Origin of the sequence: Pseudoroseomonas sp. WGS1072, assembly GCF_049340465.1 — a bacterium.
GTDB lineage: Bacteria > Pseudomonadota > Alphaproteobacteria > Acetobacterales > Acetobacteraceae > Pseudoroseomonas.
In genome coordinates this window covers 40,221-53,484 of the sequence record NZ_JBMPSU010000002.1, presented here as the reverse complement: position 1 = coordinate 53,484, position 13,264 = coordinate 40,221, and the positions used below count along the sequence as shown (strand labels likewise).

Annotated in this window: 11 protein-coding genes; 10 read left to right on the top strand and 1 reads right to left on the bottom strand. The window is 72.7% G+C overall.

Translation table 11 applies throughout. The features are described 5' to 3' along the window. Window positions 1–19 precede the first annotated feature (19 nt). Window positions 20–1,966, bottom strand: coding sequence for a PrkA family serine protein kinase (locus tag ACF3NH_RS18430; protein ID WP_198366760.1), 1,947 nt, complete (start codon window positions 1,964–1,966; stop codon window positions 20–22). Window positions 1,967–2,618: 652 nt separating this feature from the next. On the opposite strand from ACF3NH_RS18430, the gene ACF3NH_RS18425 reads away from it, so the two are divergent. The 10 genes from ACF3NH_RS18425 (at window position 2,619) to ACF3NH_RS18380 (ending at window position 13,222) form a co-directional block, all read left to right on the top strand. Beyond that, window positions 2,619–3,416, top strand: coding sequence for an enoyl-CoA hydratase-related protein (locus ACF3NH_RS18425; protein WP_422924936.1), 798 nt, complete (start codon window positions 2,619–2,621; stop codon window positions 3,414–3,416). A 181-nt stretch (window positions 3,417–3,597) separates the two neighbouring features. Next, on the top strand, window positions 3,598–4,800 hold the full coding sequence (locus ACF3NH_RS18420) for an MFS transporter (protein ID WP_422924934.1): 1,203 nt from the start codon (window positions 3,598–3,600) through the stop codon (window positions 4,798–4,800). Window positions 4,801–4,976: 176 nt separating this feature from the next. After that, window positions 4,977–5,717, top strand: a complete 741-nt coding sequence (locus ACF3NH_RS18415) for an SDR family NAD(P)-dependent oxidoreductase (protein ID WP_198366758.1) — start codon at window positions 4,977–4,979, stop codon at window positions 5,715–5,717. A 24-nt stretch (window positions 5,718–5,741) separates the two neighbouring features. Beyond that, window positions 5,742–6,167 carry an RbsD/FucU family protein gene (locus ACF3NH_RS18410; RefSeq protein ID WP_198366757.1) on the top strand — a complete coding sequence of 142 codons (426 nt, stop codon included), beginning with the start codon at window positions 5,742–5,744 and terminating at the stop codon, window positions 6,165–6,167. Then, window positions 6,164–6,991 (top strand): amidohydrolase family protein, encoded by an 828-nt coding sequence (locus ACF3NH_RS18405; RefSeq protein ID WP_422924931.1) that lies wholly within the window; start codon window positions 6,164–6,166, stop codon window positions 6,989–6,991. Before ACF3NH_RS18410 ends, ACF3NH_RS18405 begins: the two co-directional genes overlap by 4 nt. A gap of 102 nt (window positions 6,992–7,093) precedes the next feature. After that, the gene (locus tag ACF3NH_RS18400) at window positions 7,094–8,560 is read left to right on the top strand and encodes an amidase (RefSeq protein WP_422924929.1); all 1,467 of its coding nucleotides are present in this window, start codon (window positions 7,094–7,096) and stop codon (window positions 8,558–8,560) included. A gap of 103 nt (window positions 8,561–8,663) precedes the next feature. Then, entirely contained in the window at window positions 8,664–9,674 is a 1,011-nt protein-coding gene (gene glk / locus ACF3NH_RS18395; RefSeq protein ID WP_422924927.1) for a glucokinase, read from the top strand. A 16-nt stretch (window positions 9,675–9,690) separates the two neighbouring features. After that, window positions 9,691–10,374 (top strand): 4Fe-4S dicluster domain-containing protein, encoded by a 684-nt coding sequence (locus tag ACF3NH_RS18390; RefSeq protein WP_422924925.1) that lies wholly within the window; start codon window positions 9,691–9,693, stop codon window positions 10,372–10,374. Continuing rightward, window positions 10,371–11,990 (top strand): FAD-binding protein, encoded by a 1,620-nt coding sequence (locus tag ACF3NH_RS18385; protein ID WP_422924923.1) that lies wholly within the window; start codon window positions 10,371–10,373, stop codon window positions 11,988–11,990. Before ACF3NH_RS18390 ends, ACF3NH_RS18385 begins: the two co-directional genes overlap by 4 nt. After that, window positions 11,987–13,222 (top strand): complex I 51 kDa subunit family protein, encoded by a 1,236-nt coding sequence (locus ACF3NH_RS18380; protein WP_198366752.1) that lies wholly within the window; start codon window positions 11,987–11,989, stop codon window positions 13,220–13,222. Before ACF3NH_RS18385 ends, ACF3NH_RS18380 begins: the two co-directional genes overlap by 4 nt. The last annotated feature ends 42 nt before the right edge of the window (window positions 13,223–13,264 follow it).

Below are 13,264 nucleotides of genomic sequence, written 5' to 3'. Positions count from 1 at the left end.
ACGCCTCCCTCTGGTGGCCTCAGGCCGACTGCTTCACGCGCATGTACCATTCGACCAGGCGGCGGACCTGGCGCTCGGTATAGCCGCGCGCGACCATCCGGCTGACGAATTCGTCATGCTTCCGCTCGGTGTCCCCATCCTTCTTGGAGCCGAAGGAGATCACCGGCAGCAGATCCTCCACCTGGCTGAACATGCGCTTCTCGATCACCTCCCGCAGCTTCTCATAGGAGGTCCAGGACGGGTTGCGGCCGCCATGGTTGGCGCGGGCGCGCAGCGCGAACTTGACCACCTCGTTGCGGAAGTCCTTCGGATTGGCGATCCCGGCGGGCTTCTCGATCTTGGTCAGCTCCTGGTTCAGCAGGTCGCGGCTCATCAACTGGCCGGTGTCGGGGTCCTTGAAGTCCTGGTCCTCGATCCAGGCATCCGCGTAATCCACGTAGCGGTCGAAGAGGTTCTGGCCGTAGTCGTGGTAGCTTTCCAGATAGGCCTTCTGGATCTCGTGACCGATGAACTCGGCGTAGCGCGGCGCCAGCTCTCCCTTGATGAAGGCGAGGTACTGCCGCTCCACATCATCGGGGAACTGCTCGCGCTTCACCGCCTGCTCCAGCACATACATCAGGTGCACCGGATCGGCCGAGACCTCGGAGGGATCGTGGTTGAAGGCGGCCGAGAGCACCTTGAAGGCGAAGCGGGTGGAGATGCCCTCCATGCCCTCGTCCACGCCCGCGGCGTCGCGGTACTCCTGCATGGTACGCGCCTTGGGGTCGGTCTCCTTGATGTTCTCGCCGTCATAGACACGCAGCTTGGCGAAGATGGTGCTGTTCTCGTGCGGCTTCAGGCGCGAGAGGACGGAGAAGCGGGACAGCATCTCCAGCGTGTGCGGGGCGCAGGGCGCGCGGGCCAGCTCGGAGCCGCGGATCAGCTTGTCGTAGATCCGCGCCTCCTCGGTCGCGCGCAGGCAGTACGGCACCTTGACGACGCAGACGCGGTCGATGAAAGCCTCGTTGGTGCGGTTGTTCTTGAAGCTCTGCCACTCGGCCTCGTTGGAATGGGCGAGCACGATGCCGGTGAAGGGAATGGAGCCGATGCTTTCCGTGCCGACGTAGTTGTTCTCCTGCGTCGCCGTCAGCAGCGGGTGCAGCATCTTGATCGGCGCCTTGAACATCTCGACGAATTCGAGGAGCCCCTGATTCGCCCGGTTCAGGCCGCCGGAATAGGCATAGGCGTCCGAGTCGTTCTGGCTGAACTGCTCCAGCTTGCGGATATCGACCTTGCCGACCAGGGAGGAGATGTCCTGGTTGTTCTCGTCGCCCGGCTCGACCTTGGCGATGGCGATCTGCCGCAGGCGGGAGGGGTAGAGCTTGACCACGCGGAAGCGCGAGATGTCGCCGTCGAACTCGTCGAGCCGCTTGATCGCCCAGGGTGAGGCGATGCCCGAGAGGCGGCGGCGCGGGATGCCATAATCGCCCTCCAGCATGGCGCCCATGCGCTCGGGGTCGAAGAGGCCGAGCGGGCTCTCGAAGACCGGGCTGAGCGCGTGGCCGGCCTTCAGCACATAGATCGGCTGCTCCTCCATCAGCGCCTTCAGCCGCTCGCCCAACGAGGACTTGCCGCCGCCGACAGGGCCGAGCAGGTAGAGGATCTGCTTGCGCTCCTCCAGCCCCTGCGCGGCGTGGCGGAAATAGGCCACGATGCGCTCGATCGTGTCCTCCATGCCGTGGAACTCGCTGAAGGCCGGGTAGAGCCGCATGGTGCGGTTCATGAAGATGCGGCCGAGCCGCGCGTCGCGCGCGGTGTCGACGAGCTGCGGCTCGCCGATGGCCTTCAGCATCCGCTCGGGCGCCGAGGCATAGAGGCTGGGGTCGTCACGGCACGCTTTCAGCCACTCCGCCAGGGACATGTCCTGCTCGCGGCGGTCCGCCTGCAGGGAGGCGTGGAGGCGGAAGAGGTCGTCAGCATGTCCCATTTGTCTCGCTCCTACCTTCGCGGTGGTCCGGGCGGCGGCGGCCTTGGATCGCGCCGCCCGTCAGCGTGCTCGTTCAGCGTTTCCGGGGGCCGGGCGGCGACGCCGCCTCGCCTCCGATTCCCCCGGCCTCCGGCCCTGGCATGGCCCTCGCGTCCCGTCTCCGCCGGCGACGCCTTCCCGCCGGGAGGGGAAGACCCGGGCCGGCTTCCGCAGTGCAGCGTAATCCGCAAATCTGTCATGCTGCACACGAAAAGGTGTAATTCGGCAAAATTCGTTCAACCTGTGCCTTCGGCACCACGCCGGCCGGGCGGCGCACCGAACCCTGGAAAAGAATCTGGGTCGGAAATGGAATGCCGCAAGCGCGCGGCGCTCCTGACCAGCCAATACGGCCTCTTGGGCTGGCCGGCCGGCCGCCATCCTCACCCCTGGCGGGGTGCTCGCGGAATGGGATGTCCGTGCCGCATGAAGCCTTCAATCGCATCACTCGAGAGGCATCCGGCGGTTCGGCGGGATCGCCGGTCCCGCACGGGACGCCATCGGCGGAAAGCGTGCCATGAGATTCCCATGGGCGCGACAGATGTTACATCGTCGTGGCAGAAAGCCGGGACATCATCCCGGAAACGCACAATCGAACGGGAGGAAGGGAGAGAGGATGCAGGAGCAGGACACGCCATTGCTGGTCCGGCGCCAGGGCGCCGTCGTCCGGCTGGTGCTGAACCGTCCGGCGCGGCGCAACGCGCTGAGCGCGGACCTCATCGCCCGGCTGCGCGAGGCGCTGGAGTCGCTGCGGCGGGATGCGGGCGCGCGCATCGTCGTGGTCAGCGGCGCGGGTGGCCATTTCTGCGCCGGGCTGGATCTGGGCGAGGTGGGGGCGGCGGAGGCCACCGACGCCAAGCTGGCGGCGCAGCTCGAACGCAACCGCAGCATCGGCGCCTGCTTCGAGGCGCTCGCCGCCCTGCCGCAGGTGGTCATCGCCCAGGTGGAAGGCTCGGTCTATGCGGGAGGCCTGGGCTTCGTCTGCGCCGCCGACATCGCCCTGGCCGACGCCTCCGCCCGCTTCGCCGCGCCCGAGGTGCGGCGTGGCCTGGTGCCGGGACAGATCCTGCCCTGGCTGGTGCGCCGCATGGGCCGGAGCGCCGCCACGCGCCTGGTGTTGCAGGCGGGCGTCCTCGATGCCGGCGCCGCGGCGCGGGCGGGGCTGGTGCATGAGGCGGTGGAGGATGCCGCCGCGCTCGACCGGCGCGTGGCCGAGGTGATCGCGGAGCTGCTGCAGGGCGCGCCCGGGGCGCTGGCGGAGACCAAGCGGCTGATCGCCGCCCTGGGCCCGGTCTCCCCCCCGGCCTATGCGGAGACCGCGGCGCAGGCCTTCGCCCGCGCCGCGGCCGGGGAGGCCGAGGAGGGCATCGCCGCCTTCCGCGAGAAGCGCCCGCCCGCTTGGACGCGGGGCTGAGCCGCGGCGGCAGCGGGGGAGGGACGGTTTGCCGGCCACCGGCCGCCCCTATATCGCGTCGCACAATGCCCCTGCTCCCCGCTCCCGGCTCCGAGACGCTCATGCCCTGTCCATCGCCACACCTGCCGCGACCGGCGCGGCGGCACGCCTTCCCGACGGACCGCGCCGCGCGGCGGCCGACGTGACGGCGAGCGGTCAGGAGAGGGCCGAGGCGCGCCCCGGCGAGGGGATGGACGGCGCCATGGTCCTGGTCTTCGCCCTGGCCTGCGGCGCCATGGTGGCCAACCTCTACTACGCCCAGGCGCTGATCGGGCTGATCGGCCCGGCCCTGAGGCTGCCCGACAGCCTCGCCGGCCTCACCGTCACCGTGACGCAGCTGGGCTATGGCGCCGGGCTGCTCCTGCTGGCCTCGCTCGGCGACCTGGTGGAGAATCGCCGGCTGATCCTGCTCACCGTGGGCGGCACCGGCCTGGGGCTGGCGGGCATCGCCGTATCGGGCTCGGCCGCCGGTTTCCTCGCCGCCTCCTTCGTGGTGGGCTTCTGCGCCGTGGGCGCGCAGGTGCTGATCCCGCTCGCCGCGCACCTCGCCGAGGAGCGGAACCGGGGCCGGGTCATCGGCAATATCATGGGCGGGCTGATCGGCGGCATCATGCTGGCCCGGCCGGCGGCCAATATGGCGGCGGCCGGCTTCGGCTGGCGCGCCATCTTCTGGTTCTCGGCCGGACTGATGCTGGTGATCCTGGCGATGCTCTGGCGCATCCTGCCGCGTCGGTCTCCGCGCAGCGGCCTGCACTATGGCCAGATCCTGGTCTCGACGCTGCATCTGCTGGCCCGGCAGCGGGTGCTGCAGCGCCGGGCCGCCTATCAGGGCCTGGTCTTCGCCATGTTCAACCTGTTCTGGACGGCCGTGCCGCTGCTCCTGGCCGGGCGCTTCGGCCTGGACCAGCGCGGCATCGCCCTCTTCGCCCTGGCCGGGGCGGGGGGCGCGCTCGCCGCGCCACTGGCCGGGCGGCTGGCCGACCGGGGCCTGGTCTGGCAGGCCACCGGCCTCGCCCTGCTGGGGCTGCTGCTGGGCTTCCTGGCCGCCGGCTGGATGGCGGCGGCCGGCTGGCTGCTGGGCCTGGCCGTCGTCGCCGTGCTGCTCGATGCCGCGACCCAGACCAATCAGGTGGCCGGCCAGCGGGTGATCTACAGCCTGGCCGCCGAGGCGCGGAGCCGGCTGAACGCCGGCTACATGACGGTGGTGTTCCTTTGCGGCGCGGCGGGCTCCTGGCTCGGCGCCTTCACCTTCACCCATGGCGGCTGGTGGGCGACCGTGCTGACCGGTGCCGGCCTTGCCGTGATGGCGCTGCTGATCTTCGCCACGGAGCGGCGGCCCCGGTAGCGGGGCCCGGTAGCGAGAGCCCGGTAGCGGGGCCCCGGCTTCCGGGCGCCCTTTCCCGCGGGCGCGATCCGCGTCAGCATGGCGGCGGCGTCCTCCGCCCGGCGGGCCTGGCCCACGGGACCGGCACGACTGCCACACCCGGCCGCGACGGCGCGGCCCCCCAAGGATTGCGCGCGATGGGCGATACCCCCAGGATCATGCTGCTGACCGGCGCCAGCCGCGGCATCGGCCATGCCACGGTCAAGCGGTTCCAGAGCGAGGGCTGGCGCATCCTCAGCGTCTCGCGGCAGCCCTTCTCGGAGGAATGTCGCTGGCCGGGCGCGCGCTGGGGCCATATCCAGGCCGACCTGTCCAACCCCGACCAGGTGCAGGCGCTGATCGCCGAGGTGCGCGAGCGCCTGCCGGGCGGCCGGCTGCATGCCCTGGTCAACAATGCCGGCATTTCCCCCAAGGGGCCGGGCGGCGCGCGGCTCGGCGCGCTGGACAGCGACCATGCCGTCTGGACCTCGGTCTTCAACGTCAACCTCTTCTCCACCGCCGCCCTGGCCCGCGGGCTCTTCCCGGAGCTGAAGGCGGCCGGCGGCAGCATCGTCAACGTCACCTCCATCGTCGGCTCCCGCGTGCATCCCTTCGCCGGCGCGGCCTATGCCTGCTCGAAGGCGGCGTTGGCGGCGCTGACGCGGGAGATGGCGCATGAATTCGGCGCCCATGGCATCCGGGTGAACGCCATCGCGCCCGGCGAGATCGACACCGCGATCCTTTCCCCGGGCACCGAGGAGATCGTCGAGCGGCAGATCCCGATGCGCCGCCTCGGCCGGGCGGAGGAGGTGGCCGAGACCATCCTCTTTCTCTGCTCCGCCGCCTCCTCCTACGTGAACGGGGCGGAGATCCACATCAACGGTGGCCAGCACGTCTGAGCCACGCAGGGCGGAAGGTCGCGCATGCTCAAGGGACTTCACCCCTATCTGACGCCGGAGCTGCTGCGGGTCCTGGCCGCCATGGGCCATGGCGACACGCTGGTCCTGGCCGACGCCAACTTCCCCGCCGCCGCCCGGGCGCGCCGCCTGCTGCGCTTCCCCGGCCTCGAGGCCGATGCCGTGCTGCGCGCCATCCTGACCGTCCTGCCGATCGACGACTTCATCGACGACCCGGTGCGGGTCATGGCCGTGGTGGGTGATCCGGCGGCGCGGCCCGAGGCGGTCCAGGCCTTCGCCGCCGTCCTGGCCGAGGCCGGCGCGCCGCCGCCCGTGGCCATCGAGCGCTTCGCCTTCTACGAGCAGGCGGGCGCGGCCTTCGCCATCCTGCAGACCGGCGAGCGGCGGCTCTACGGCAACATCCTGCTGACCAAGGGCGTCATCGCGCCATGAGCGGCTGGGTCGATGCCCACCACCATGTCTGGCGCCTGTCGCGCGGCGGCTATGGCTGGCTGCGGCCGGCGCTGCCGATCCATCGCGACTACGGGCTGGAGGATCTGCGGCCGCAGCTCGGCGCCGTCGACACCACCGTGCTGGTCCAGGCCGATGCCACCGAGGCCGAGACGGCCTTCCTGCTGGAGGTGGCGCGCGGCTCCGGCGGGCTGGTGCGCGGCGTGGTGGGCTGGACCGACCTCGCCGCGCCCGGGGCGCCGGCGCGCATCGCCGCCCTGGCCGCCGATCCGCTGCTGAAAGGGCTGCGGCCGATGCTGCAGGACCTTCCCGAGGCCGACTGGATCCTGCGGCCGGAGGTGCGGCCCGGGCTGGAGGCGATGGCGCGCCACGGGCTGCGCCTGGACCTGCTGCTGCGCGCCGACCAGCTCGGCCTCGTGCCGGTCCTGGCACGGCGCCACCCGGATCTGCCGATGGTGATCGACCATGGCGCCAAGCCACCGATCCGCGAGGGATGCTGGCATCCCTGGGCCAGCCGGCTGGCCGCCGCCGCCGCCATGCCCTCGGTCCATTGCAAGCTCTCCGGTCTGGTGACCGAGGCCGCGCCGGCCTGGACGGAGCAGGAGCTGGAGCCCTGGGCCGGGCATATGCTGGCCTGCTTCGGGCCGGAGCGGATGATCTGGGGCAGCGACTGGCCGGTGCTGGAGCTGGCGGGCAGCTATCCGGGCTGGCAGGAGGTCACCTCCAGGCTGCTGACGGGATGCACCGGGGCCGAGCGCGCCGCCGTGCTGGGTGGCAACGCGCGCCGCTTCTACGGCCTGGGCTGACGCGGCCGGACCGGTGGCCGGCGAGGCCCCCTCTGGCCAGCCGGCCCGATCCGGCCCACCCTGCGTGCTCCCGCTCCGCCAATGGAGGCCCCGCGCCGCGCCATGACCGCTTCCGCTTCCCCTGCTCCGGTCGCTTTGCCTGAACTGCTGCGGCTGGGTGCCGTGCCCCTGGCACGGATGATCCGCGCGCGCGAGATCTCCGCGGTCGAGCTGATGCGCGCCTGCCTCGGCCATGTCGCGGCGGTGAACCCGGTCTGCAACGCCATCGTCTCGCTGCGCCCGGAGGAGGAGCTGCTGGCCGAGGCCGAGGCGGCCGACCGTGCCGTGGCGGCGGGGGCGGCGGTGGGGCCGCTGCATGGCCTGCCGCAGGCGATCAAGGATCTGGCGGCCACCCGCGGGCTGCGGACCACCCTGGGTTCGCCGATCTACCGCGACCAAGTGCCCCAGCAGGACGCCATCTTCGTCGCGCGCATGCGGGCCGCCGGCGCGATCCTCATCGGCAAGACCAACGTGCCGGAGTTCGGCTACGGCTCCAACACCTATAATCCGGTCTTCGGCGTGACGCGCAACGCCTACGACCCCTCGCGCATCGCCGGCGGCTCGAGCGGCGGCGCCGCGGTGGCCCTGGCCCTGCGCATGCTCCCGGTGGCCGATGGCAGCGACATGGGCGGCTCGCTCCGCAACCCGGCCGCCTACAACAACGTCTTCGGCTTCCGCCCCTCGCAGGGCCGCGTGCCGGCGGAGAATGCCGACCCGTTCTACACCCAGATGTCCACCGACGGGCCGATGGCGCGCAGCATCGCCGATCTCGCCATGCTGCTCTCGGTGCAGGCGGGGCGCGACGAGCGCGTGCCGCTCTCGCTGGAGGATCCCGGCTTCCGCTTCGAGGACCGGCTGGACTTCGACCCCGCCGGCCGCCGCCTCGCCTGGCTGGGCGATCTCGGCGGCCACCTGCCGTTCGAGGCGGGCATCCTCGAACTCTGCGAGCGGGCCTGCGGGCGCTTCAGGGCGCTCGGCGCCAGGGTCGAGGCGGCCCGGCCCGACTTCGACCCGGAGCGGCTGTGGCGCGCCTGGGTGGTGCTGCGCCAGCACAGCATCGGCGGCAAGCAGCGCGGCCTGATCGAGGACCCGGCGACGCGCGACCTGGTGAAGCCGGAGGCGCGCTGGGAGATCGAGGGCAGCCTGCGCCTGTCTGCGAACGACGTCTACGACGCCGGCGTGGCGCGCGGCGCCTGGTACCAGGCGCTGCAGGCCCTGTTCCGCCACCACGACTTCCTGCTGCTGCCGACGGCCCAGGTCTGGCCCTTCGATGCCGGAGAGCACTGGCCGAAGGCCATCGCGGGCCGCGCCATGGACAGCTATCACCGCTGGATGGAGGTGGTGGTCGGCGCCACCATGGCCGGCTGCCCCGCGATCAGCGTGCCCGCCGGCTTCTCGCCCGAGGGCCTGCCGATGGGCCTGCAGATCATCGGCCGGCCGCGCGACGATCTCGGCGTGCTGCGGATGGCGGCGGCCTATGAGACGCTCTGCCCCGAGCTGACCCGCCTGCCGCCGATGATCGCCGGATGAGCGTCCGGCGGGGGAGGGGCCTGCCGGTTCCTTGTGCCGCGGCGCCGAACGTGCTGGAAACGCTGGAAAGCCTTCCCCGAAGCCTCGGCCAGGAGCGGAACCGATGAACAGCCCGACCCCGACCGGACGCCCTTCCCCCGAGCCCCGCGCGCCGGCGGATGCGATGCCGCGGCTGGTCGGCGACATCGGCGGCACCAATGCCCGCTTCGCGCTCTGCGGCCCGGATGGACAGGTGCGGGAGGAGCGCAAGCTGCCGGTCGCCGACCATCCCGGGCTGATCGAGGCGGCCGAGGCCTATCTGGCGGGGCGCAAGGTGCGGGATGCCGTCTTCGCCGTGGCGACGCCGGTGCTGGGCGATACCGTCGCCTTCACCAACAGCGCCTGGCGTTTCTCGATCCGCGCGGCGCGGGAGCGGCTCGGCCTGCGCGACCTCGCCGTCATCAACGACTTCGTCGCCCAGGCCACCGCCATCCCGGCGCTCGGCGGCGAGGATCTCCGCGCGCTGAAGCCGGGCGAGGCGAAGGCCGGGCGGCCGAGGCTGGTGATCGGCCCCGGCACCGGCCTCGGCGTCGCCTTCCTGCTGCCCGACGGCCCGGCCTCCGGTGGCCGGGGATGGCGCGTGGCGCCGAGCGAGGCGGGCCACGCCTCCTTCGCGCCGCAGGACGCGCTGCAGGCCGAGCTGCTGCGGCGGCTGCGGGAGATCCATGGCGGCCATGTCTCGGCCGAGCGGCTGGTCTCCGGGCCCGGCCTGTTGCAGACGGCGCGGTCATTGGCGGAGATCCGCGGCACCGCCATCCGCTACGAGACGCCGCGCGATGTCTCGGACCGCGCCGCCGCCGGCGACTGTCCGACCTCGGCCGAGGCGGTGCGGCTGTTCTGCTTCCTGCTGGGCTCGGTGGCCGGCAACTACGCCCTGACCCTGCTGACCGAGGGCGGCGTGCATGTCACGGGCGGGCTCTGCCGCAACCTCGGCCCCCTGCTCGACAGGGAGGAGCTGATCCGCGGCTTCACCGCGAAGGGTCGTTTCTCGGGCTATCTGGAAACCATCCCGATCGGGCAGGTGTTGCGCCCGCATACCGGGCTGCTGGGCGCCGCCCTGCATCGCCACGTCTAGATCAGGGAGCGCGCCGATGCCGGGCAGCGAGACCGGAGGCGAGGAGAAGGGGGTCCGCCTCGTCTTCGACGGGCACGCCATCGAGGCACGGCCGGGCCTTTCCCTGCTGCAGGCCTGGATCGGCGCCGGGCTGCCCCTGACGGAGAATGTCGGCTGCCTCGGCCAGGGCGTCTGCGGCGCGTGCCGGGTGCTGGTGCGGCGGACGGGCGAGCGCATCGCCGGCACCGCCCTGGCCTGCGAGGTGGTGGCCGAGGAGGGGATGCAGGTCGCCTTCATCGATCATTTCCCGGCCCGGCGGCCGCACGCCTACGACCTCGAGGCGCTGGGCGACAGCTGGTCCATCCCCGAGCAGATCGATCGCGTCTTCCCCGAGGCGCGGCACTGCCGCCATTGCAGCGGCTGCGACCGCGCCTGCCCCAAGGGGATCGAGGTGCAGCGGATGGTCAACCTGGCCGCCGAGGGCCAGGTCTTCGCGGCGGCCGGGCTCTTCGACCACTGCGTCATGTGCAACCTCTGCGTCGCCGCCTGCCCGGAGCATATCGACCCCGCGCATCTCGGCCAGTTCGCCCGCCGGATGAGCGCCGCCCTGACCCTGCGCCCGGCCGACCTGATGCAGCGGCTGCACGAGATCGAGGGCGGCGGCCAGCGGATCGACCCGGACGCGCCCGGGGCCCAGCCACCCGCAGCCCCGCCGGCATGAGCGGCGGCCTGCCCTATGACGAGGCGATGCGGGCCTGGGCCGCCGCGGCCCCGGCGCCGGAGCGGGCCTGCCCCCTCGCCGTGCCGGAACTGCTGAAGGGCTTCCATCCCGATCATCGCCCCGGCGGGCTGGTGCCGCTGCGCGCCGGTCCGGATGCCGGGGCGACCGTGCCGCCCGAGCTGGCCGCGCTGCTCGAGGCGGATTCCCTGCTGGAGGACATCGACATCGCCGGAGCGCCGATCCTCGATGCCGACGTGCTGGTGCTCGGCGGCGGCGGGGCCGGGTGCGTCGCCGCGCTGACGGCGGCGCGGGCCGGCGCGCGGGTGCTGCTGGCCACCAAGCTCCGCATGGGCGATGGCAACACGGTGATGGCCGAGGGCGGCATCCAGGCGGCCGTGGGCGCCGAGGACAGTCTGCAGCGGCATTTCGAGGATACGCTGCGCGCCGGCCATTTCGCCGCCGACCGGGCGCTGGTCGCGGCCCTGGTGGGCGACGGGCCGGATTGCATCCGCTGGCTGATCCGCCAGGGCATGGGCTTCGACCTGACCGACGAGCGGCAGCGCATGGGCGGCACGCTGCTGCGCCGGAAGCCCGGCGGCGCCACGGCGGCGCGGCTGCTCTCCTACCGCGACTTCACCGGGCTCGAGATGATGCGGGCGCTGCGCGAGGCGGTGCTGCTGACCCCCGGCATCGCCCTGCTGGACCGCCATCCGGCGCTGGAGCTGCTGACCGACGACCGGGGCCGCTGCGGCGGCGCCGTCCTGCAGGACCTGGAGCAGGGGCGGCTGGTGCTGGCCCGCGCCGGCGCCACCATCCTGGCCACGGGCGGCGCCGGCCGGCTGCATCTCGCCGGCTTCCCGACCTCCAACCACTATGGCGCCACGGCGGACGGGCTGGTGCTCGCCTATCGCGCCGGGGCGCGCCTGCGCGAGGCGGACAGCTTCCAGTTCCACCCGACCGGCATCGCCTGGCCGCCGCACATGGAGGGCGCCCTGGTCAGCGAGGCGGCGCGCTCGGCGGGAGCGCGGCTGGTGAATGCGCGGGGCGAGCGTTTCGTCGCCGAGCTGGCGCCGCGCGACGTGGTGGCTTCCGCCATGCTGCGCGAACTGGCCGAGGGGCGCGGCGTCGTGCGCGACGGCCGGCACGGCCTCTTCCTCGATACGCCCAGCCTGGAGCGGGAGCAGCCGGGCATCCTAAGCCAGCGCCTGCTGACCCTGTCGCACCTCGCGCGTCGCGCCGGCTTCGATCCGGCGCGGGAGCCGTTCCTGGTGCGGCCGACGCTGCACTACCAGAATGGCGGCGTGGCGATCGACAGCGCCGGCCGGACCGCCCTGCCGGGCCTGCTGGCGGCGGGCGAGGTGACGGGCGGGCTGCATGGCCGCAACCGCATGATGGGCAATGCGCTGCTGGAGCTGGTCGCCTTCGGGCGCCGCGCCGGGGCGGCGGCCGCCGCCGGGGCGCGGGCCGAGCGGCCGCGCAACCTCGGCCTCAACCACCTCGCCGGCTGGCGACGCGGCCTGCTGGCCGCCGGGCTGGATCTCGGCCGCAAGGCGCCGCTGCTCTTTCCGCCCTATGGCAACGTCACCGCCGAGGGCCTGCTGGGGCGCGCCGCATGAAGGTGCTCACCGATCCGGCCGCCTGTGTCGGCGCCGACCTCGGGGCCTGGCTGGCCGGGGGCGGCGGCCAGGGCCTGGCCCGGGCCCTGGCCGACCCGGGCGCCATCCTCCCCGTGCTGGAGCAGTCCGGCCTGCGCGGCCTGGGCGGCGCAGGCTTCCCGACGCACCGCAAATGGGCTGGCGTCGCGGCGCAGCCCGGGCCGGAGCGGTGGATCATCTGCAACGGCAACGAGGACGAACCCGGCACCTTCAAGGATCGCTTCCTGCTGGCCGCGACGCCGCATCAGGTGATCGAGGGGGCGCTGATCGCCGCCCTGGCGGTGAAGGCGACCCAGGTGGTGCTCTACATCAACCCGCGCGAGAGGGAGGCGGTGCTCACCTGCCGCGCCGCCGTCGCCGCCTGGATGGCGCATCCGCTGGCCGCTTCCGTCTCGGCGGCGATCGGGCAGGCGCTGACGCTGCAAGTGCGGGAGAGCTCCGGCCATTACATCGGCGGCGAGGAGACCGGCGCGATCTCCAGCGTCGAGGGGGGCTTTCCCTTTCCCCGGCTGAAGCCGCCCTTTCCCTTCCAGCAGGGCGTGCACGGGGCGCCGACACTGGTGAACAATGTCGAGACCCTGGCCCATGTGCCGCATATCCTGCGGCACGGCGCCGCGTGGTACCAGGCCCTCGGCCTGGGCGGGGCGGCGGGCACCAAGCTCTACTCCCTCTCGGGCGACGTGCTGCGTCCCGGCCTGCACGAGCTGCCGATGGGCACCAGCCTGCGCGAGCTGGTCTTCACCCAGGGCGGCGGCATGCTGGCGGGGCGCGGCTTCAAGGCGGTCTTCACCGGCGGCCCCTCCAACACCCTGCTGACGGCCGGCGACCTCGACGTGGCGCTGGATTTCGAGAGCCTGCGGGCGCGCGGCTCGCGCCTGGGCACCGGGGCGATGATCGTGGTCGGCGAGGGCACCAGCATCCTTCGCAAGACGGCGGAGTATGTCGCCTTCTTCGCCAACAATTCCTGCGGCCAGTGCCCGCCCTGCAAGATCGGCACGCATCAGGTCTCGCGCATCCTGGAGCGGCTGGACACCGGAGCCGGCCGCGCCGGCGACCTGGCGGCGCTGGAGAACCTGGCGCGTCTGCTGCCGGGCAGCGGCCGCTGCGGGCTGGTGGACGGGGCGGCGACGGTGCTGGCCAGCTCGCTCGCGACCTTCCGCGCCGAATACGAGGCCGCCCTGCCGCGCGGCTAGTCGCGGGGGCACGCCGTGTGCCGCATCTCCACCAGGGCTTCG

Bases quoted from the DNA above. Each gene is read 5' to 3' on its own strand.
- ACF3NH_RS18430 (WP_198366760.1), bottom strand. From the start codon at position 1,966: ATGGGACATGCTGACGACCTCTTCCGCCTCCACGCCTCCCTGCAGGCG.
- ACF3NH_RS18425 (WP_422924936.1), top strand. From the start codon at position 2,619: ATGCAGGAGCAGGACACGCCATTGCTGGTCCGGCGCCAGGGCGCCGTC.
- ACF3NH_RS18415 (WP_198366758.1), top strand. From the start codon at position 4,977: ATGGGCGATACCCCCAGGATCATGCTGCTGACCGGCGCCAGCCGCGGC.
- ACF3NH_RS18410 (WP_198366757.1), top strand. From the start codon at position 5,742: ATGCTCAAGGGACTTCACCCCTATCTGACGCCGGAGCTGCTGCGGGTC.
- ACF3NH_RS18405 (WP_422924931.1), top strand. From the start codon at position 6,164: ATGAGCGGCTGGGTCGATGCCCACCACCATGTCTGGCGCCTGTCGCGC.
- ACF3NH_RS18400 (WP_422924929.1), top strand. From the start codon at position 7,094: ATGACCGCTTCCGCTTCCCCTGCTCCGGTCGCTTTGCCTGAACTGCTG.
- glk (WP_422924927.1), top strand. From the start codon at position 8,664: ATGAACAGCCCGACCCCGACCGGACGCCCTTCCCCCGAGCCCCGCGCG.
- ACF3NH_RS18390 (WP_422924925.1), top strand. From the start codon at position 9,691: ATGCCGGGCAGCGAGACCGGAGGCGAGGAGAAGGGGGTCCGCCTCGTC.
- ACF3NH_RS18385 (WP_422924923.1), top strand. From the start codon at position 10,371: ATGAGCGGCGGCCTGCCCTATGACGAGGCGATGCGGGCCTGGGCCGCC.
- ACF3NH_RS18380 (WP_198366752.1), top strand. From the start codon at position 11,987: ATGAAGGTGCTCACCGATCCGGCCGCCTGTGTCGGCGCCGACCTCGGG.